Here is a 19,345-nt window from a genome sequence, read left to right on the forward strand (position 1 = left end):
TCCTGTGTCTTCACTACGTTCTCGTGCACTACTGCTGCTTCTTCTGCGTGGTCGTGGCGGTGCTGTCCGGGATCCGGAAGCGTGCCCAGGTCTGGTAGGTCCCGAGGATCGCGCCCAGCAGGATGCCGATCGCTACCAGGAAGGTCGTGCCCAGCCAGCGATCGAGGAGCCATCCGGCGAGACCGTAGAGCAGGACCCCGGAGACCAGGTAGCCGAAAGCATTCCAGGGATCTCCGCGTGGTCCGTCGTCGTGCTCCCCGGGGGGAATCTCCTGAGCCATCGCGAACCGGACAATAGCAGTCGCTGGTGGTCATCGCGCACCCCCCTCGGTGGGCAGCTCGTAGACCGGAATCCGGCGGCGCGTGGTCAGCAGGACCTGGCTCACGAGCCAGATCGCGGTGCCGCCGATGACCGCGCCCGCGAGCCAGCCGCGGTCGAGCGTCGTGTCGAGCAGGCCGCTGCCGGAGAGGACCGCGAACACCAGGCCCATGAGCACCACCTGGAGCACGTAGGTCGTCATCGCGACCATCAGCGCGAGCGTGGGCACCAGGCCCGCGACGACGTTGACGACGAAGGAGCCGAAACCGAGGATCCCGACGACCAGGAGGGTGCCGACTAGGGCGCCGAGGGCGGCTGCGGAGCCGCTCACGAGGGCGCCGACGACAACGGCGAGGAGCCCCAGGACCACGGCGGATGCCGCCGCACCGAGGAGCACGCTGACACCGCTGTCGCGGTCAACCTGTCCGGTGCGGGGAGCCTCGGTCGTCATCATTGGCGGCCGTTCTGTGGAGGTCGTTCGGGGTGCTCGTGAAAACTATCACAAGGTCTCGGAGCGCTCCGCATCGGACGGCGGAAGCCCCTCACCGGGCGCTCCGGCGAGCGGCTCGGTGAGGGGTTTGGCGAAGCGTGGGAGCACGAACGTGAGCACGAGCGTCACCGCTGCCATGACACCCAGGGACCCCCACATCCGGGGACCGGTGTAGAGGCTGGCGAGCACCGTGCCGAAGGCGATCAGGGCCGCCCAGAGCCACATGATGGCCACCGCGCGGCGGTGGGAGTGCCCGATCTCCAGCAGCCGGTGGTGCAGGTGCTGCTTGTCCGGGGCGAAGGGCGAGCGGCCGGCCCGCGTGCGTCGTACGACGGCGAGGACGAGGTCGGCCAGCGGCACGATCAGGATGAGGACCGGCAGCGCGAGCGGCAGGAGGAAGGGCAGCAGGCTGGCCTGGGAGCCGTCGGCGCCCTGGGTGAGCTCGTTGCCACGGAACTGCGTGGTGATCGTCAGCGCCGTGGTCGAGAGCACCAGGCCGATCAGCATCGAGCCGCTGTCGCCCATGAAGAGCCGGGCGGGGTGGAAGTTGTGGGCCAGGAACCCCGTGCAGGCCCCCGCCAGGGACGCCGAGAGCAGGGCCGCGGTCGTGGCCAGGCTGGCACCGTTGAGGTTGGCCAGCTGATAGCTGAAGAGGAAGAACGCCGCGGCCCCGATGCCGACCACCCCGGCGGCGAGACCGTCGAGCCCGTCGACGAAGTTGACCGCGTTGACGGTCGCGACCACCACGACGAGCGTCAGCAGGGCTCCCTGGGCCGGGTCGAGCGCCAGCTGGTAACCGTCGGGACGGGGGAAGAAGTTGAACTGGAGACCGGAGTAGATGAGCAGCCCGACCGCCAGGACCTGTCCCCCGAACTTCGTGAGGGCGTCGAGGTCGAAGATGTCGTCGAGGACCCCGATGCCGCAGACCATCGCCCCGGCGATGAGCACGATCTTGGCGTCCTCGAAGACGAACGGCCCTCCGTTGGAGAGGAAGGGCAGCTCGCGCGCCACGACGTAGGCCGCCACGAGCCCGCCCAGCATCGCGATGCCGCCGAGGTAGGGGATCGGCTCGGCGTGCACGTCGCGGTCGCGCACCTGGGCCACCGCCCCGGTGCGCAGCGCGATCTCGCGGGCGACGACCGTCAGGAGGTAGGTGACGGACGCGGCGACGAGGAAGACCAGGAGGTACTCCCTCATGCCTGCTCCCTCACTCCTCGTCCGTGAGCGTCGCGCCCAACGGCTCGAGGACCTCGTTGAGCTCCTCCAGCGAGAGGGCCCCGCGGCGCAGGATGCGGCCCTGGCTGCCGGTGACGTCGACGATGGTCGAGGCCTGGCCGACCGGGGACTCCCCCGCGTCGACGATGACCGCGACGGAGTCGCCGAGCATGTCCTCGGCCTGGTCGGCGTCGGTGGCGGCGGGCATGCCCGTGCGGTTGGCCGAGCTGACGGCGAGCGGACCGGTGCGCTCGAGGATCTCGAGCGTGACGGGGTGGTCGGGCATCCGGATCGCGACCGTGCCGCGGGTGTCGCCGAGGTCCCACTGCAGGGACTGCTGCTGGTGGCACACCAAGGTCAGGGGGCCGGGCCAGAAAGCCTCGACCAGCGCCCGGGCATAGCCGGGCACCTTGACCGCGAGCGCGTCGATGGTGGTCGCCGAGCTGACCAGGACCGGGGGTGGCATGTCGCGCCCACGCCCCTTGGCCTCGAGCAGGGACGCGACGGCGTCGGGCTCGAAGGCGTCGGCACCGACGCCGTAGACGGTGTCGGTCGGCAGGACGATCAGCAGTCCGCGTTGGACGGCCAGGCTCGCCGCCTCGATCGCGGACTCCAGCTCGTCGGGACTCTCGGTCGCGTAACGCTCGCTCACGGCCTCATCGTGCCAGTCGCGCCGTCACGAAGCGCGCTCGCCCGGCCAGATCGCGATGATCTCGTACGTCGGTCCAGCGCCGCGTCCGCTCGAACACCGCGGGTGCGAGCTCCCCCTGGGCGTCCGCGTGCTCGGCGCCGACGACCCCGCCGGGCCTCAGCAGCAGCGCGGCTCGCTCCTCGAGGACCCGCATCGCGTCCAGCCCGTCGTCGCCGGAGAAGAGCGCCAGGTGCGGGTCGTGGTCGCGGGCCTCGACGGCGACGGACTCCCACGCGTCGAGCGGGATGTAGGGCGGGTTGCAGGCGATCACGTCGACCTGGCCGACCAGGTCGTCGAAGGCGGTCGCGAGGTCGCCGTGCCGTAGGTCGACCCCGGTGCCCGCGAGGTTGCGCGCCGCCCAGTCCAGCGCCTGCTCGTCGAGCTCGACCGCGTGCACCTGCGCGGAGGGCACCTCGTCGGCGATCGACTTGGCGATCGCGCCGGAGCCCGTGCAGAGGTCGAGCACCACGGGAGACTCCAGCGCGGACGCCTGCTCGATCGCCCACCCGGCCAGCAGCTCCGTCTCCGGCCGGGGCACGAAGACGCCGGGGCCGACGCGGAGCTCGACGTGGCGGAACCAGGCGACGCCGGTCAGGTGCTGCAGCGGCTCGCGAGCGGCACGACGTGCCACCAGCACGGCGTACGCCTCGGCGACGTCGTCGGCGACCTCGTCGACCAGGACGAGGCGTGAGCGCTCGCTGCCCAGGACGTGGGCGAGCAGCTCCGCTGCGTCGTGCTCGGGGCTGGCCACCCCGGCGGAGCGGAGCTGGTCGCTCGCGGCTGTCAGCAGCCGCCGACGCGGCTCCATCAGTCCTCGAGCGCCGCGAGGCGGGCGTCGAGGTCGGCCTGGATGCAGGAGTCGAGGACCGGCTGGAGGTCGCCGTCGAGCACCTGGTCGAGGTTGTAGGACTTGTAGCCGGTGCGGTGGTCGGAGATCCGGTTCTCGGGGTAGTTGTAGGTGCGGATCCGCTCGGAGCGGTCGACCGTGCGGATCTGGCTGCGCCGCGCCTCGCTCGCCTCGGCGTCCGCCTCCTCCTGCGCGGCGGCCAGGAGTCGGGCGCGCAGGATGCGCATCGCGCTCTCCTTGTTCTGCAGCTGGCTCTTCTCGTTCTGGCAGCTGGCCACGATGCCCGTCGGGACGTGGGTGATGCGGACCGCGGAGTCGGTGGTGTTGACGCTCTGGCCACCGGGTCCGCTGCTGCGGTAGACGTCGATGCGCAGGTCGTTGTCGTCGATCGTGACGTCGATCTGCTCGGCCTCGGGCAGCACGAGGACACCGGCGGCGCTCGTGTGGACGCGACCCTGCGACTCCGTGACGGGCACCCGCTGGACGCGGTGGACGCCGCCCTCGAACTTGAGCTGGGCGAAGGGGCCCTCCCCCGGGGCCGGAGTGCCCTTGGCCTTCACGGCGACCGTGGCCGACTTGTAGCCGCCGAGGTCGGACTCGGTGGCGTCGATCAGCTCGGTGCGCCACCCCCGGGCCTCGGCGTAGCGCGTGTACATCCGCAGCAGGTCCCCGGCGAAGAGTGCCGACTCCTCGCCGCCCTCCCCCGACTTGATCTCCAGCAGCGTGTCCTTGTCGTCGGCCGGGTCCCGCGGGATCAGCAGGTAGCGCACGCGCTCCTCCGCCTGGACACGACCGGCCACCAGGGCATCGACCTCGCCGGCGAAGGTGGGGTCCTCGGCCGCGAGCTCGCGCGCGGCCTCGATGTCGCCGTCGAAGGCCTGCCACTCGCGCCAGGCCGCGATGATGGCGCTCAGCTCGGAGTAGCGCTGGTTGAGCCGCTTGGCCAGGCGGGCGTCGGCATGCGTCTCGGGAGCACCCAGTCGGGTCTCGAGCTCGCTGTGCTCAGCGAGGTAGCCCTCGACGGCCTCGAACATGAGGACTCCTGTGGTGGTCGTGGTGGCGGGCTGGTGCGGGGTGCTGGGGACAAATCACGAGCGCCGACCCACTGCATGGAGGCAGCGGGTCGGCGCTCGGAGGTTGCTACTTGGCGTCGGCCTCGGACGGGGCCGCGGCCTTCTTGGCGTAGCGCGCCTCGAAGCGGGCGACGCGGCCGCCGGTGTCGAGGATCTTCTGCTTGCCGGTGTAGAACGGGTGGCACTGCGAGCAGACGTCGGTGCGGATGGAGCCGCCCGTCGAGGTGCTGCGCGTGGTGAACTGCGCGCCGCAGGTGCAGGTGACGTCGGTGACGACGTAGTCGGGGTGGATGTCCTTCTTCATGACTGTCCTCTCTGTTCCCATTGCTGGGAGGGCCGCCGGGTCGTCCCCGCTGACTGCGGGAGCGTGAACCGGAACCAGCTGACGATGATAGGTAACGTCGCCGAGTGCTGCCTAATTCCCCGCTGAGGTGAGGGGCTGGGTCGCCTCGGGAGCCGACTCCGGCAGCGTCTCGACGGGCTGGGCGGGGCCGTGCAGACGAAGGCGGATGAACACCGCGGTGCCCTCCCCCTCGGTCGACTCGATCATGACGTCGCCGGCGTGCTTGTCGATGATGGTCTGCACGATGCGCAGCCCCAGTCCCGTCCCGGCGATCTCGTTGGTCACGGCGTTGGACGCGCGGAAGAAGCGGGTGCCGAGACGGTCCAGCTCGGCGCGAGGGATCCCGATGCCGTGGTCGCGGACCATGATCTCGACCTGCTCGTCGAGGTGTCGACCCACGACGACCTCGATGACGCCGTCGTCGTGGCTGAACTTCACCGCGTTGGACAGCACGTTGAGCAGGGCGCGCTGGAGCATGGCGCGGTCCGAGAGCACCAGCAGGGGCTGGTCGGGGACGACCACGTCGATGCGGATGCCGCGCCGGGCCCCGGTGATCCGCACGTCGGTCACGGCATCACGGACCATCGAGATGACGTCGGAGGCCTCGAGGTCGGTCGCGCGACTCTCCGCCTTGGACAGCGCGAGCAGGTCGTCGATCAGGGTCTTGAGCCGGGTGACGTTGCGCCGGGTGGCCTCGAGCATCCGCTCGTGGCGCGGCTCGATGCGGTCCTCGAACTCCTCGGCGACCATCTCGAGATAGCCGCTGATGGTGGTCAGGGGCGTGCGGAGCTCGTGGGAGACGTTGGAGACGAAGTCGTCCTTGGCGGTGTCGAGCACCCGCAGCTCGTTCTGGATGCGTCCCTCGACCGCACGGGCACGGCTCTGCCCGTCGGCGTAGTCGTTGAGGGCGATCGCGACCGCGCGGACCTCCTTGGGGCCGCCGGCCGGAGCCCGGGCGTCGAGGTCGGTCTTGGTCATCTTCTGCACGGCAGCCTCGAGGGCCAGCAGCGGCTCGGAGAGCTCCGCCAGCAGACGCCGGCGCGACCGCCCGATCACCACCCACGCGGCGATCGCCAGCAGGAGGACCCCGCCGATCGTGCCGCGCAGCCGCAGGGTCGCCTCCTGGCGGGCGTCGCGGATCCGGGAGGAGAGCGCGCTCTCCGTCTCGGCGTGGGCGGTGGTGACCTCGGAGAAGAGCTCGCGCCCGACCCGGAAGCGTTGGGGCGCGAAGGACCCGGCACCGCCCTCCGCGACGATGCGGGGCGCCGCGTAGCCGTCGACCCAGGCCTGCACGGTGTCCTCGAGCCGGGTGACCAGCAGGTCCAGCTCGGCGTCGCCCGCCGTCAGGCGACGGACGATCTCCTGGTCGGCCGGCAGCCGCCGGAAGGCCTGCGTGTAGTCGTCGCGAGACGCTGCCTGGCCGCTCTGCACCCAGGCGCCCACGGCGGCGTCCATCTCGGTGACGTCGAGGAGCACCGCGGCGTTGGCGTCGGCCGACCGCTCGACGTCGTCGGTCAGGTGGTCCACGGAGCGCACCGAGAGGACCACCCCCACCACGCAGATCGCCGCCATCGCCGCGACCAGCATGCCGACGCGGAAGAACACCGGCCCGACGAGGCGGGCTACCGACCGACCGCGCTCCACCTTCGGAGGCTTCCCCGGGGACCTCGCCGGCCGCGGGGTCGGTCGCGGAGACGGTGTGCTGCGCACTGCTGCGACCACGGTCCCCCCTCACGAACGGCGGCCCCCACCGCCGAGAGCAACGGTACTCGGTGACCGGGGTCCCTCGTGGGACAACGCGTGGGGTGGTCCAGGCAGCTCGGCGGGCCCCGGGAGCGGGGGCTCCCTAGGAGACGCCGCCCTGGGCCCGGGCGAGCAGGGCCTCGACCCGCGACGCGAGCTCGCGGGGGCTGAACGGCTTGGTGATGTAGTCGTCGGCGCCGGAGTCGAACCCGGTCTCGACGTCGGACTCCTGGGCCCGGGCCGTCAGCAGGATGACCGGGAGGTCGACAAGCGCCGGGTCGGCGCGGATCAGCCGGATGGCGTCGAGCCCCGAGGTGCCGGGCATCATCACGTCGAGCACCGCCAGGTCGGGACGCTGCGCCTGGCAGGCCTCCACGGCCGCGGCTCCGTCGCCGACGGCGACGATCTCGTGTCCGAGCGTCGACAGCTTGAACTCGACGAGCTCGCGGATGTCCACGTCGTCATCAGCGACCACGATGCGTGCCACGTCGTCCCTCTCCCCTGGTGGTTGTGCGGTCAGCCTAGCCCCGGTCGGACTCAGTCGTCCGAGCCGCCTGCCGTCGGCGTGGTCTTCTGGACCTGGAGCAGGAACTCCATGTTGTTCTGGGACTTCTTCAGTCGCTCCAGGAGAAGCTCGAGCGCCTGCTGGCTGTCGAGCCCGGACAACACGCGGCGGAGCTTCCAGATGATGGCCAGCTCCTCCTTGCTCATCAGGAGCTCCTCGCGGCGGGTGCCCGACTGCACGGCGTCGATCGCGGGGAAGATGCGCTTGTCGGCGAAGTCGCGGCGCAGCCGGATCTCCATGTTGCCGGTGCCCTTGAACTCCTCGAAGATCACCTCGTCCATCTTCGAGCCGCTCTCGATCAGGGCCGTGGCCAGGATCGTCAGCGAGCCGCCGTTCTCGATGTTGCGGGCGGCCCCGAAGAACTTCTTCGGCGGGTAGAGAGCAGCCGAGTCGACGCCACCGGACAGGATGCGACCACTCGCGGGAGCGGCGAGGTTGTAGGCGCGACCCAGCCGGGTGATGCCGTCGAGCAGCACCACGACGTCGTGGCCGAGCTCCACGAGGCGCTTGGCCCGCTCGATGGCCAGCTCGGCCACCATGGTGTGGTCGGAGGCCGGGCGGTCGAAGGTCGAGGAGATGACCTCGCCCTTGACGGAGCGCTCGAAGTCGGTGACCTCCTCGGGACGCTCGTCGACCAGGACCACCATGAGGTGGCACTCGGGGTTGTTGGTCGTGATCGAGTTGGCGATCGACTGCATGATCATCGTCTTGCCGGCCTTGGACGGCGACACGATGAGCCCCCGCTGTCCCTTGCCGATCGGCGCGGCGATGTCGATGACACGGCCGATGAGGTTGCCCGGCTCGGTCTCGAGACGCAGTCGCTCCGACGCGTAGAGCGGCGTCAGCTTCTGGAACTCCACCCGGTTCTTGGCGGTCTCGGGGTCGGCCCCGTTGACGCTCTCGATGTGCACCATCGGGTTGAACTTGGCCTTGCCCTCGCCCTCGCGGGGCTGGCGCACCTGGCCGAGGATCGCGTCGCCCCGACGCAGGCCGTACTTGCGGACCATCGACAGCGAGACGTAGACGTCCTCGGTGCCGGGGAGGTAGCCGCTGGTGCGCACGAAGGCGTAGTTGTCGAGCACGTCGAGGATGCCGGCCGCCGGGACCAGCACGTCGTCCTCGAGGACCGTGGTGTCGGGCTCGTTGCGGCCCGCTCCGACAGGCCCGGCCTGACGGTTGTTGCGGTCGCGGCCGCGACGGCGACGGTTGCGGCCGCCGCCCTCCTCGCCCTGCGCGTCCTGCTGGCCACGGTCCTGCTGACCACGGTCTTGGGGGGTGCGATCCTGCGGGTTGCGATCCTGCTGACGATCACGGTCGCGGTCGCGGTTGGCCTGCGCCTCGCGGTCGCGGTTGGCCTGCGCCTCACGGTCGCGGTTGGCCTGCGCCTCGCGGTCGCGGTTGGGCTGCGCCTCACGGTCGCGCTGGGCCTGCGCCTCACGGTCGCCGTCGCGCTGGGTGGGCTCCTCACGGTCCTGCTGGCGGTCCCGGGTGCGGCGGGTCCGCTCGGTCCGGGTGACGACAGGTGCGGAGGCGCCGGGCGTCTCGGCGGGCGTCTCGGCAGCCTTGTCGGCGGGCGTCTCGGCAGCCTTGTCGGCCGACTTCTCGACCTTGACCGGGGCCGACTGGCCACCCGACTGGCCACCCGACTGGGCAGCCTTGATGGCGTCGACGAGCTGGGCCTTCTTCATCGTCTTGGCGCCGGAGATGCCCATGCCGCCGGCCATCGACTTCAGGTCGGCGAGCAGCAGGGAGTTGAGCCCGCCACCACGCTTCTTGGGAGCCGACGCGGCAGCGTCAGGGGCGGTGGAGGAATCGATGGTCTCGGTCACGTGAGGTCCTTCCCACGTATCAGTGCCGCACTGGGTGATCACCCACGGCTACATGTCGGGGCCCTGCCTCGTCGTCGCTCGCGCAGGAGACGGACGGGTCGTGCGGATGCTCCGCACGAGCCAAGGAAGGGGTGGGTGCTCCTCGCGGATCGACTGCCCTGGCGGGCCGTGGTCACACGAAGGGGCTGCGTCGAGAGGGGCTGACGCGCGGTCAATGTATCACTGCGATCGCGGCCACACGGGCGGGTCCGCTCAGGCGGGTCGTACGCCGTCGCGGTCGACCGCGAGCGCCAGCACCTGCCAGCCCCGGGGCGCCCGACCGAGGAGGGCCTCGGTGCCGGCGCTGTCCACGCCGTCGCTGAACGCCAGCACCGTGGGACCGGCCCCGGAGACCACGGCAGCGACGCCGTCGGCGCGCAGCCGGTCGACGAGCTCGAGGGACTCCGGCATGGCCGGGCGACGGTAGTCCTGGTGGAGGTAGTCGCGCGTGGCCAGCCACAGGTGCTCGGGGCTGCCGGCCAGCGCGGCCACGAGGAGCGCCGTGCGGCCGGCATCGGCCGCCGCCTCCGCGTGGGGCACCTGCGCCGGCAGGAGCCCGCGCGCCACCTCGGTCGAGACGGGGGTGGGCGGGATGAAGACGACAGCGCTCACGCGCGGATCGACCGAGGAGTCGACGGCGTAGAAGTCGCCGTCCTGGTGTCCCGAGATCACGAAGCCGCCGTGCATGGCGGGCGCGACGTTGTCGGGGTGCCCCTCCAGGTCGGCGGCGAGCCGGAAGAGCGCGTCGTCGTCGAGGAGCAGCGCTCCCCCGGCGACGAGCGAGCGGGCCAGGAAGACGCCGCCGACGATGGCGGCCGACGAGGACCCCAGCCCACGGGCGTGGGGCACGACGTTGGTGCACGAGAGCCGCAGTCCCGACGGCTGACCGCCGAGGCGGTCGAACGCCGCGCGCATGGAGCGGACGACGAGGTGCGTCTCGTCGAGGGGTACGGCGCCGGCGCCGGCACCCGTCACCTCGACGACCAGCCCCTCCGCGACGACCTCCCCCTCGAGGTGGTCGCGCAGGTCGAGCGCGAGGCCGAGCGAGTCGAACCCCGGGCCGAGGTTGGCCGAGGTAGCCGGCACCGAGACGCGCACGGGCCCCTCGACGAACGTCACCACCCTCGCCTCCTCAGGCGAGACCGGCGGCCTGGGCCGCAGCGGTCACGTCGGCGTCGATGACGGTGTCGACGAGCGCGCCCACGCCCTCCAGCGCGGTCGCGGTGTCCTTGAGCCCGTGGCCGGTGACCGTGATGGCGACCGTGGAGCCCGCGTAGGACTCACCGGCGGCGAGCTCCTGAAGGATGCCCGCGATGCCGGCGGCCGAGGCCGGCTCGACGAAGACGCCGTCGCGCGAGGCGAGCTCGCGCTGCGCCGAGAGGATCTGGTCGTCACTGACGGCCGCGAAGCGCCCACCTGACTCGTTGCGCGCAGCCTCGGCGAGCTTCCACGAGGCGGGGTTGCCGATCCGGATCGCGGTTGCCTTCGTCTCCGGGTCGGGGAAGGGCTCGCCGGTCACGAGCGGCGAGGCGCCCTCGGCCTGGAAGCCGCGCATGACGGGCGTCCGGGTGGTCATGCCGAGCGAGTGGTACTGCGTGTAGCCCAGCCAGTAGGCGGCGATGTTGCCCGCGTTGCCGACCGGCAGGAGGTGGTAGTCGGGGGCGTCGCCGAGGAAGTCGGCGATCTCGAAGGCGGCCGTCTTCTGGCCCTCGAGCCGCACCGGGTTGACCGAGTTGACCAGGGCGACGGGATAGTCCCAGGCGAGCTGGCGGGCCAGGGTCAGGCAGTGGTCGAAGTTGCCGCGCACCATGATCACCTGGGCGCCGTGGACGATCGCCTGGGCCATCTTGCCGGCGGCGATCTTGCCCTCGGGGACGAGCACCAGCGGCTTGAGCCCGGCCTTGGCGGCATAGGCGGCCATCGCCGCCGACGTGTTGCCCGTCGAGGCGCACACGACGGCCTCCGCACCGTCGGCCTTGGCGACCGAGATCGCGGTCGTCATGCCGCGGTCCTTGAAGGAGCCGGTGGGGTTGTTGCCCTCGACCTTGAGCCAGACCTCGGCCCCGGTCAGGCCGGAGAGCCACTCGGAGAAGACCAACGGCGTGCCGCCCTCCCGCAGGGTGACCGCGGGCGTGCCCTCGGGGATGTCGAGCAGCGGGCGGTACTCCTCGATCACGCCTCGCCACTGGTGGGTGCGGGTCACGGTGCTCATTCGGTCTCTCCCTCGACCCGCATCACCGAGGTGACCTCGCGGACGTTGTCCATGCCTCGCAGGTGCTCGACGGTGGCGCTGAGCTGGGCATCGGTGGCCTCGTGCGAGACGACGACGAGCTGGGCGTCGTCCCCGCGTCCCTCCTGGCGCACCGTCTGGATCGAGACGTCGTGCTCGGCGAAGGCGAGGGCCACCGAGGCCAGCACCCCGGCGCGGTCGTCGACGTCGATCGCGACGTGGTAGCGGGTGCGGGTCTCGCCCATCGGCAGGACCGCTCGGTCGGCGTAGGCGGACTCCCCCACCCCGCGAGTGCCCGCGAGGTGGTTGCGGGCCACGGTGACCAGGTCGCCGAGCACCGCCGAGGCGGTGGGCGAGCCACCGGCGCCGGGGCCGTAGAACATCAGCTGGCCGGCGGCCTCGGACTCCACGAACACCGCGTTGTAGGCCTCACGCACGCTCGCCAGCGGGTGCGAGCGCGGGATCATCGCGGGGTGCACGCGCACGGAGACCGCGTCGTCGCCCCCGGCGACGGCCCGGAGCTCGCAGATCGCCAGCAGCTTGACGACGCTGTTCATCTCGCGGGCGGACTGCACGTCGGCGGCGGTGACCTCCGAGATGCCCTCGCGGTAGACGTCGGAGGCCGTCACCCGGGAGTGGAACGCCAGGGAGGCGAGGATCGCGGCCTTGGCGGCGGCGTCGAAGCCCTCGACGTCGGCCGTGGGGTCGGCCTCGGCGTAGCCGAGCTCCTGGGCCTCCTCGAGGGCCTCGCCGAAGCCGGCTCCCGAGGTGTCCATCTTGTCGAGGATGAAGTTGGTGGTGCCGTTGACGATGCCGAGCACCCGCGTGACCCGGTCGCCGGCGAGCGACTCGCGCAGCGGTCGCAGGATCGGGATGGCACCGGCGACGGCGGCCTCGTAGTAGAGGTCGCGGCCGGCCTTCTCGGCCGCCTCGAAGAGCGTCGGGCCGTCCTCGGCGAGCAGGGCCTTGTTGGCCGTGACCACGGAGGCACCGTGCTCGAGCGCGGACAGGATCAGCGACCGGGCCGGCTCGATGCCCCCGATCACCTCGACGACCAGGTCGACGTCGTCGCGGGCCACCAGCCCCGCGGCGTCGGTCGTCAGTAGTCCCTCGGGCACGTCGACGTCGCGCGCCGCGTCGATCCGTCGTACGGCGACCCCGGCGAGCTCGACCCGCGCACCGACGCGCGCCTCGAGGTCGGTGGCCTGCTCCAGGAGCAGCCGCACCACCTGGGAGCCCACCGAGCCGCACCCGAGCACCGCGACCCGCAATGACCGCTTATCCATCTACTGCACCCACATCCGTCGCCAACAGGTCATCGATCGTCTCGCGTCGCACGACCACGCGTGCGACCCCGTCCTTCACCGCGATCACCGGGGGCCGGAGAGCATGGTTGTAGTTGGAGGCCATGGACCGGCAGTAGGCACCCGTGCCGGGCACCGCCAGTAGATCACCCGGCATCAGGTCGGACGGCAGGAACTCGTCCTTGACCACGATGTCGCCCGCCTCGCAGTGCATCCCGACGACGCGCGCCAGCATGGGCGGCGCCTGCGAGACACGCGAGGCGAGCGTGCAGGAGTAGTCGGCGTCGTAGAGGGCGGTGCGGATGTTGTCGCTCATCCCGCCGTCGACCGAGACGTAGGTGCGCACGGCGCCACCGTCGAGCGCCACGGGCTTGACCGTGCCGACGGTGTAGACGGTGCACATCGAGGGACCGACGATCGCGCGGCCGGGCTCGATGGAGAGCCGGGGCTGCTCGATGCCGAGCGCGCGGCACTCGTGCTCGACGATCTTGCTCATCTCGATGGCCAGCTGCGCGGGCTCCGACGGGTCGTCCTGGGTGGTGTAGGCGATGCCGAAGCCACCTCCGAGGTCCATCTCGGGCATGGTCAGACCGACCTCGCTCGCGACCCGGGCGTGCAGCGCGAGCACCCGTCGGGCCGCGACCTCGAAGCCGCTGGAGTCGAAGATCTGGCTGCCGATGTGGGAGTGCAGGCCCAGCAGCTCGAGACCCTCGGCCGCGACCACGCGGCGCGCGGCCTCGAGGGCGTCGCCGGAGGTGATCGAGAAACCGAACTTCTGGTCCTCGTGGGCGGTCGCGATGTATTCGTGGGTGTGGGCCTCGACCCCGGCGGTCACCCGGATCATCACGGAGGCCGTCGTGCCGAGGTCGGCCGCGACCTGGGCGAGCCGCTCGATCTCGATGAAGCTGTCGACGATGATCCGCCCGACGCCCGCGTCGACGGCGCGACGCAGCTCGGGGTGGGACTTGTTGTTGCCGTGGTAGCCGATGCGCGCGGGGTCGACCCCGGCGCGCAGCGCGACCGTGAGCTCGCCCGGCGAGCAGACGTCGAGGTGCAGGCCCTCCTCGGCCACCCAGCGGGCGATCGTCGTGCAGAGGAACGCCTTGCCGGCGTAGTAGACGTCGTAGTCGGCGAAGGCGTCGCGGAAGGCGCGGGCCCGGGCCCGGAAGTCGTCCTCGTCGAGGACGTAGGCCGGGGTGTTGAACTCGGCAGCGAGGTCGGCCAGCGCCACGCCGCCGACGGTCAGGTCGCCCTCGACCTTGCGCGTGGTGCTCGACCACAGCAGCGGGACCAGCTCGTTGGGGTCGCTCGGCTCGCGCAGCCACGACGGGAGCCTGAGGGCACCGGGCGCGTGGGCCCACCCTGCTTCGTGCGTCATCGCGCGCTCACATCCGCTCGGGCGCGGTGACGCCGAGCAGCGCCAGGCCGTTCTCGAAGACCGTCCGGGTCGCCTGCACCAGCAGCAGCCGGGCGCGGTGCAGCTCGGTCGGCTCCTCGTCGCCCTTGGGCAGGACCGGGCAGCTGTCGTAGAAGCGGTGGAAGGAGCCGGCCGTGTCCTCGAGGTAGCGCGCGACGCGGTGCGGCTCGCGCAGCTCGGCAGCGGCGGTGACGACGCGCGGGAAGTCCGCGAGCGCGCGCAGCAGGTCGCCCTCCTTCTCGTGGGAGAGCAGGCTCGGGTCGAAGTCGTCGGATGCCGGCAGGACGCCGAGGTCGGCCCCGTTGTGCAGCAGGCGCCAGGTGCGCGCGGCGACGTACTGGACGTAGAACACGGGGTTCTCGCCGGCCGCCTTGGTCCACAGGCCGAGGTCGAGGTCGATGTTGGAGTCGCTGCTGTAACGGGCGAGGGCGTAGCGCGCGGCATCGACGCCGATCGCGTCGACGAGGTCGTCGATGGTCACCACGGTGCCGGCGCGCTTGGACATGCGCATCGGCTCGCCGTCCTTGAGCAGGTTGACCATCTGCCCGATGAGGATCTCGAGGTTCTCGTGGGGCTTGTCGCCGAAGGCGGCGCACATCGCCATCATGCGCGAGACGTAGCCGTGGTGGTCGGCGCCGAGCATGATGAAGCAGCGGTCGAAGCCGCGCTCGCGCTTGTCGAGGTAGTAGGCCAGGTCGCCGGAGAGGTAGGCACCCTCACCGTCGGACTTGATGATGACGCGGTCCTTGTCGTCGCCGTACTTCTCGGTGGCGAGCCAGAGTGCGCCGTCCTTCTCGTAGGTGCTGCCGAGCGCGGTGAGTCGCTCGACGGCGCGGGCCACCGCGCCGCTCCTGTGCAGCTCGTCCTCGTGGAAGTAGACGTCGAAGTCGACGCCGAAGTCGTGCAGGCTCTGCTTGATCTCGGCGAACATCATGTCGACGCCGACCTCGCGGAAGGCCTCGAGGGAGTCCTCGGCCGACTGGTCGAGGGCGTCGGGCCGCTTCTCGAGGACCGCCCTGGCGATGTCGTGGATGTACTGCCCGCCGTAGCCGTCCTCCGGCGCCGGCTCGCCCTTCGCGCTCGCGAGCAGCGAGCGGCTGAAGCGGTCGATCTGGGCGCCGTGGTCGTTGAAGTAGTACTCCCGGGTGACCTCGGCGCCGGTCATGGTGAAGATCCGGCCGAGGGCGTCACCGACCGCGGCCCACCGCACGCCGCCGATGTGCAGCGGGCCGGTGGGGTTGGCCGAGACGAACTCGAGGTTGATCTTCTCTCCGGCGAACGCCTCCGTGGCGCCGTAGGAGGAACCGGCGGCGACGACCTGCTGCGCGACGAGGCCCTGGGCGCCGGCCGCCACGGTGATGTTGAGGAAGCCGGGCCCGGCCACCTCGACCTCGGCGACGCCATCGACTGCCTCGAGTCCTGCCTTGACGAGCTCGGCGAACGCACGGGGGTTCATCCCGGCCTTCTTGCCCAGCTGCAACGCGACGTTGGTCGCGTAGTCGCCGTGCCCCTTCTGACGGGGTCGCTCCACCGTGACCGCCGTCGGGACACCGTCCGGCAGGGCGACCTCACCCGTGGTGGACAGGGTCGTCAGGACATCGACGATCGCGGTGGAGAGCTGCTCAGGAGTCACCGGTCCAGCCTATCGGCGGGGCACCCTGGACTCCGAACCGGTTTCACCCTCGGACACCGGCGCCTGTAAGGTCGTCCCGCACCCCGGGCCCCCGTAGCTCAGGGGATAGAGCGTCGCCCTCCGGAGGCGAAAGCGCAGGTTCGAATCCTGCCGGGGGTACCACCTTCTCCACCCGCTCGCGACGGCTCAGCCGTCGAACTCGAGCTCCATCTTCTCCGCCAGCTTCGGGGCGAGGTAGGTGGCGTACTCCACGGTGATGTGCTCGACGTCACGGTGCGTCACCATCCGACCGACCACCGTGGGGCACCTGTCCTCCACGCAGAACCACGGCCGCGTGATGATGAAGTCGGCCCCGGTGCTCTCGGCAGCCCGCTTCGTGGCGCGCATCATCCGCTCGGAGCGACGGGTGGGCTCCGACAGGCAGCCCAGCAGGGTCGGGTCGTCACGGGTCAGGCAGTCGACGGGGCTGGTCTTGTGGATCGGGGGGTCTCCGATCAGGATCGTGCGACCGCTGGAGGGCTGCACCCGCTCGATCGTGGCCTCCATCCCGGACTCCACGAGGACCGCGACGCTCGTGTCGTCGTCGACGACCTCGCCGTCGACGACGAAGCCGCGCTCGTTGGCGTCGGTCGCCAGGACGGTGAGGTCGGGCTGGAGCTCGTCGATGGTGTCGAAGGCCCAGTCCTGGAACTCCTGGCACCCCACGCTGGCGCCGCCCGAGGTGGTCACCGGGGTCTGGTCGATCGAGGGGCAGCCGTCACGCACGAGGACGTAGAGCAGGTAGCCCTGGTCCTCGGCGATCGCCTCCAGCGCGGGCACCCACTGCCGCGCGTGGGAGTCGCCGAAGACGACCATCACCTGGTCGCCGTCGGTGTCCCCGCGCGGGCACAGCTCGAGGTCCTCGGTGTCGATCCCGATGTAGTCGCAGTCGCCGAGCGACGCGGTGCTCTCCTTCAGGTCGAGCGGGTTGGGCTGGAGGTCGCCCGGCATCGCCATCTCGTTCTCCGCGGCCAGGACCGACGCCTCGACCAGGGCGACGAAGGGGTCGTCGTCGAAGCGGGCCGGCGGGTCGGAGGGGTCCTGGCCGTAGGTGGTCAGGGAGATCGCCGCGCCGCCGTCCTCGGAGCCGGACCGCACGACGTGGTTGGCGACGGCCACCGACGGCAGCACGATCAGGACCGTCGCGGGATAGAGGAGCAGCGCGCGCGTCTTGCCGACGCTCCAGACCTTCCTGGTCCGGAAGGGCGTCTCGACCCACGTGTAGGTGGAGGCGCTGAGCGCCAGGGCCACGAGGAGCACGGAGCCGCCACGGAAGCCGGAGACCTCCCCGAGCTGGTAGTCGGCCACGATGATCAGCGGCCAGTGCCACAGGTAGAACGAGTAGGACCAGTCCCCCACGACCCGCATCGGCGGCAGCGACAGCAGCCGCTGGGGTCCCCAGCGGGCCACCCGTTCGATGCCGCCCAGCAGCAGCAGGGCCGTGCCGATGGTCGGGACGGCCGCCGCGGAGCCGGGGAACGGCGTGGTCTCGGTGAAGACCAGCGCCGACCAGGCGACCAGGCCGATGCCCACCCATGAGGCGAGGGCCAGCAGGAACGGCAGCCTCGGGACCCGCAACCGCGAGAGGTACGGCGTACCGGCGGCGGCGAGTGCGCCGAGCGCGAGCTCGTAGGCCCGCGCCGGGGTCGAGAAGTAGGCCGCCAGCGGGTTGGTCGCGGTGAGGTGCAGCGACCAGGCGAACGACGCGACCACGACGACACCGAGCACCAGCGCAGCGGCCTTGCGCGGTCCGCCGACGCGTCTCGAGAGCAGGGCCAGGGCCGCGATCAGGATCAGTGGCCAGAGCAGGTAGAACTGCTCCTCCACCGCCAGCGACCAGTAGTGCTGCAACGGGGAGACGGGCTCGCCGGCCGCGAAGTAGTCGGTCTCGTCGGAGGCGAACTTGATGTTGGCCGCGAAGAAGGTCACCCACACGGCCTGCTCCCCCACCGCCAGGGCGCGGGCGCCGTCCAGGAAGAGGACGGACAGCACGATCGTCACGAGGGTGACGAGCAGGGCGGCAGGCAGGATCCGGCGCGCGCGGCGCGCGTAGAAGCTCGACAGGGAGACCGTGCCGGTCCGGTCCGCCTCGCGCAGCAGCAGCGAGGTGATCAGGTAGCCGGAGATGACGAAGAAGACGTCGACCCCGACGAAGCCGCCGTGGAAGGGGCCGATGTTGGCGTGGTCCAGGGCCACCAGGGTCACCGCAACGGCTCGGAGCCCCTGGATGTCCTGCCGGAAATGCACCTGCACGCAGCGGGACCTTACCGACCGGCGCGAGGTCTCCCTAAAACCGGGACGGCGGGTCGGTCGACCGTCATCATGAGCGACGTGCTTAACAGACCCTCCATGACTGGTCTAGATGTGTCTATAACCTCCGAGCCCCTCCCCCGTTGAGGGGGGAGCGGACTCGGCCGTGCCCTCGCCTCGCCATCCCCATAGGAGTATTCGCATGAAGAGTTCGATCGTCAGGTCCGTCGCTGTCGCGGCCGCCTGCGCCGCCGGGTTGAGTGCCAGCCTCACCACGCTTCCCGCCGTCGCCGCGCCGGCAGACGCCGCCGCCAAGCCGGCCGTGACCAACTTCGGCTACAAGGCCAGCGTCTTCGGCACCAAGGTCCGCGTCAACAACGTCGAGCTCCGCACGCTCCGTGACGCCAACCTCCAGATGCCCTGCACCCGCAAGGTCGGCGTCTCCGAGGCCCAGCCCTCCATCGCCTCGGTCCCCCTCGCGATCGGCAACGACCTGATCAAGGTCGCCGCCTCGACGAGCGAGAGCAAGACCTACCGCGACGCCGCCAAGGGCATCAACGGCGTCCGCGCGGTCAACACCGTCGCCGACATCAAGCTCGGTGGCACCGTCGCCGGCATCGCGACGCCTGTCCTCAAGATCGAGGGCCTCCAGTCGATCGCCGACTCCTTCTTCGACGCCAAGGCCAATGGCGGCAAGGGCGCCTTCCGCGAGGAGCACTCCTTCAAGTTCAAGGGCATGTCCCTCGAGCTGCCCGAGGAGTCCCCGATCCCGCAGGAGGTCCAGCAGCTGCTCGACATCCTCAACCAGGTGACCGCGCCCATCGCGCAGATCGTCAACCAGGTCATCACCCTCCTGCAGACCATCACCGGTCCGCTCGAGATCCCGGGCCTCGGCAGCATCAGCCTGGGCTCCGCCTCGGGCAAGACCGGCAAGAACTTCGCCTCCTCCGAGGCCTACGCCCTGAAGGTCCTCGTCGACGCCACCGGCGAGGAGACCGTGCTCCAGCTCGGTCGCGCCAGCAGCCGCATCAGCCGCCCGGTCACCGCCGGCGTCTTCCGCTCCACCATGTCCGCCCTCGAGCTCAGCGCCCTGGGCGACCTGGTCTCGCTCGGTGGCATCTCGCAGAGCTCCATCCCCTGCGAGGGCACCGCGGGCAAGACCCGCACGATCAACACCGCCTCGGCCAGCCTCATCCACGACCAGCTCGGCGTGACGCTCAGCGGCATCAAGTACGCCTTCAGCGGCCTGCAGAAGGGCATGACCGGCAAGGGCTTCACGTCCGCCACGATCGGCAACGTGCGCCTCAACGTGCCCAACG

General features: G+C 71.0%; 17 protein-coding genes and 1 tRNA gene. 2 read left to right on the plus strand and 16 right to left on the minus strand.

Annotated elements, in window-relative coordinates:
- Positions 1-28: 28 nt before the first annotated feature.
- The 15 genes from AAG827_RS10445 to argS form a co-directional block, all read right to left on the minus strand.
- The gene (locus AAG827_RS10445; protein ID WP_341925887.1) at positions 29-280 is read right to left on the minus strand and encodes an AtpZ/AtpI family protein; all 252 of its coding nucleotides are present in this window, start codon (positions 278-280) and stop codon (positions 29-31) included.
- Positions 281-310: 30 nt separating this feature from the next.
- Entirely contained in the window at positions 311-769 is a 459-nt protein-coding gene (locus AAG827_RS10450; protein ID WP_341925888.1) for a hypothetical protein, read from the minus strand.
- A gap of 48 nt (positions 770-817) precedes the next feature.
- Positions 818-2,005: an MraY family glycosyltransferase gene (locus tag AAG827_RS10455; RefSeq protein WP_341925889.1), complete on the minus strand. Its 1,188-nt coding sequence runs from the start codon at positions 2,003-2,005 to the stop codon at positions 818-820.
- Between the two features lie 10 nt (positions 2,006-2,015).
- On the minus strand, positions 2,016-2,675 hold the full coding sequence (locus AAG827_RS10460; protein ID WP_341925890.1) for an L-threonylcarbamoyladenylate synthase: 660 nt from the start codon (positions 2,673-2,675) through the stop codon (positions 2,016-2,018).
- A gap of 4 nt (positions 2,676-2,679) precedes the next feature.
- Positions 2,680-3,522 (minus strand): peptide chain release factor N(5)-glutamine methyltransferase, encoded by an 843-nt coding sequence (gene prmC / locus AAG827_RS10465; RefSeq protein WP_341925891.1) that lies wholly within the window; start codon positions 3,520-3,522, stop codon positions 2,680-2,682.
- On the minus strand, positions 3,522-4,595 hold the full coding sequence (prfA, locus tag AAG827_RS10470) for a peptide chain release factor 1 (protein ID WP_341925892.1): 1,074 nt from the start codon (positions 4,593-4,595) through the stop codon (positions 3,522-3,524). Before prfA ends, prmC begins: the two co-directional genes overlap by 1 nt.
- Positions 4,596-4,701: 106 nt before the next feature.
- The gene (gene rpmE, locus AAG827_RS10475) at positions 4,702-4,938 is read right to left on the minus strand and encodes a 50S ribosomal protein L31 (protein ID WP_309649519.1); all 237 of its coding nucleotides are present in this window, start codon (positions 4,936-4,938) and stop codon (positions 4,702-4,704) included.
- Between the two features lie 111 nt (positions 4,939-5,049).
- Complete coding sequence (locus tag AAG827_RS10480) at positions 5,050-6,621, minus strand: ATP-binding protein (RefSeq protein ID WP_341925893.1); 1,572 nt, start codon at positions 6,619-6,621, stop codon at positions 5,050-5,052.
- 202 nt (positions 6,622-6,823) lie between these two features.
- The gene (locus AAG827_RS10485; RefSeq protein ID WP_309649517.1) at positions 6,824-7,207 is read right to left on the minus strand and encodes a response regulator; all 384 of its coding nucleotides are present in this window, start codon (positions 7,205-7,207) and stop codon (positions 6,824-6,826) included.
- Positions 7,208-7,257: 50 nt separating this feature from the next.
- Complete coding sequence (gene rho / locus AAG827_RS10490) at positions 7,258-9,114, minus strand: transcription termination factor Rho (protein ID WP_341925894.1); 1,857 nt, start codon at positions 9,112-9,114, stop codon at positions 7,258-7,260.
- Positions 9,115-9,366: 252 nt separating this feature from the next.
- Positions 9,367-10,275: a homoserine kinase gene (thrB, locus tag AAG827_RS10495; RefSeq protein WP_341925895.1), complete on the minus strand. Its 909-nt coding sequence runs from the start codon at positions 10,273-10,275 to the stop codon at positions 9,367-9,369.
- A gap of 10 nt (positions 10,276-10,285) precedes the next feature.
- Positions 10,286-11,365, minus strand: coding sequence for a threonine synthase (thrC, locus tag AAG827_RS10500; RefSeq protein ID WP_341925896.1), 1,080 nt, complete (start codon positions 11,363-11,365; stop codon positions 10,286-10,288).
- A complete protein-coding gene (locus AAG827_RS10505) occupies positions 11,362-12,669 on the minus strand; it encodes a homoserine dehydrogenase (protein ID WP_341925897.1) in 1,308 nt (435 codons plus the stop codon). The genes thrC and AAG827_RS10505 overlap by 4 nt, the downstream gene beginning before the upstream one ends.
- Positions 12,662-14,065, minus strand: a complete 1,404-nt coding sequence (lysA, locus tag AAG827_RS10510; protein ID WP_341925898.1) for a diaminopimelate decarboxylase — start codon at positions 14,063-14,065, stop codon at positions 12,662-12,664. Before lysA ends, AAG827_RS10505 begins: the two co-directional genes overlap by 8 nt.
- 7 nt (positions 14,066-14,072) lie before the next feature.
- Complete coding sequence (argS, locus tag AAG827_RS10515; protein ID WP_341925899.1) at positions 14,073-15,737, minus strand: arginine--tRNA ligase; 1,665 nt, start codon at positions 15,735-15,737, stop codon at positions 14,073-14,075.
- 87 nt (positions 15,738-15,824) lie between these two features.
- On the opposite strand from argS, the gene AAG827_RS10520 reads away from it, so the two are divergent.
- Positions 15,825-15,899 (plus strand) — tRNA-Arg (locus tag AAG827_RS10520).
- 24 nt (positions 15,900-15,923) lie between these two features.
- On the opposite strand, the gene AAG827_RS10525 is transcribed toward AAG827_RS10520, so the two are convergent.
- Positions 15,924-18,029, minus strand: coding sequence for an acyltransferase family protein (locus AAG827_RS10525; protein WP_341925900.1), 2,106 nt, complete (start codon positions 18,027-18,029; stop codon positions 15,924-15,926).
- Between the two features lie 199 nt (positions 18,030-18,228).
- Here AAG827_RS10525 and AAG827_RS10530 point away from each other — a divergent pair.
- On the plus strand, positions 18,229-19,345 hold a 1,117-nt coding region (locus tag AAG827_RS10530), incomplete at its 3' end, for a hypothetical protein (RefSeq protein WP_341925901.1).

The organism is Nocardioides psychrotolerans (assembly GCF_943371775.1).
GTDB classification, from domain to species: domain Bacteria; phylum Actinomycetota; class Actinomycetes; order Propionibacteriales; family Nocardioidaceae; genus Nocardioides; species Nocardioides psychrotolerans_A.

Bases quoted from the DNA above. Each gene is read 5' to 3' on its own strand.
- AAG827_RS10445 (WP_341925887.1), bottom strand. From the start codon at position 280: ATGGCTCAGGAGATTCCCCCCGGGGAGCACGACGACGGACCACGCGGA.
- AAG827_RS10450 (WP_341925888.1), bottom strand. From the start codon at position 769: ATGACGACCGAGGCTCCCCGCACCGGACAGGTTGACCGCGACAGCGGT.
- AAG827_RS10455 (WP_341925889.1), bottom strand. From the start codon at position 2,005: ATGAGGGAGTACCTCCTGGTCTTCCTCGTCGCCGCGTCCGTCACCTAC.
- prmC (WP_341925891.1), bottom strand. From the start codon at position 3,522: ATGGAGCCGCGTCGGCGGCTGCTGACAGCCGCGAGCGACCAGCTCCGC.
- prfA (WP_341925892.1), bottom strand. From the start codon at position 4,595: ATGTTCGAGGCCGTCGAGGGCTACCTCGCTGAGCACAGCGAGCTCGAG.
- rpmE (WP_309649519.1), bottom strand. From the start codon at position 4,938: ATGAAGAAGGACATCCACCCCGACTACGTCGTCACCGACGTCACCTGC.
- thrC (WP_341925896.1), bottom strand. From the start codon at position 11,365: ATGAGCACCGTGACCCGCACCCACCAGTGGCGAGGCGTGATCGAGGAG.
- AAG827_RS10505 (WP_341925897.1), bottom strand. From the start codon at position 12,669: ATGGATAAGCGGTCATTGCGGGTCGCGGTGCTCGGGTGCGGCTCGGTG.
- lysA (WP_341925898.1), bottom strand. From the start codon at position 14,065: ATGACGCACGAAGCAGGGTGGGCCCACGCGCCCGGTGCCCTCAGGCTC.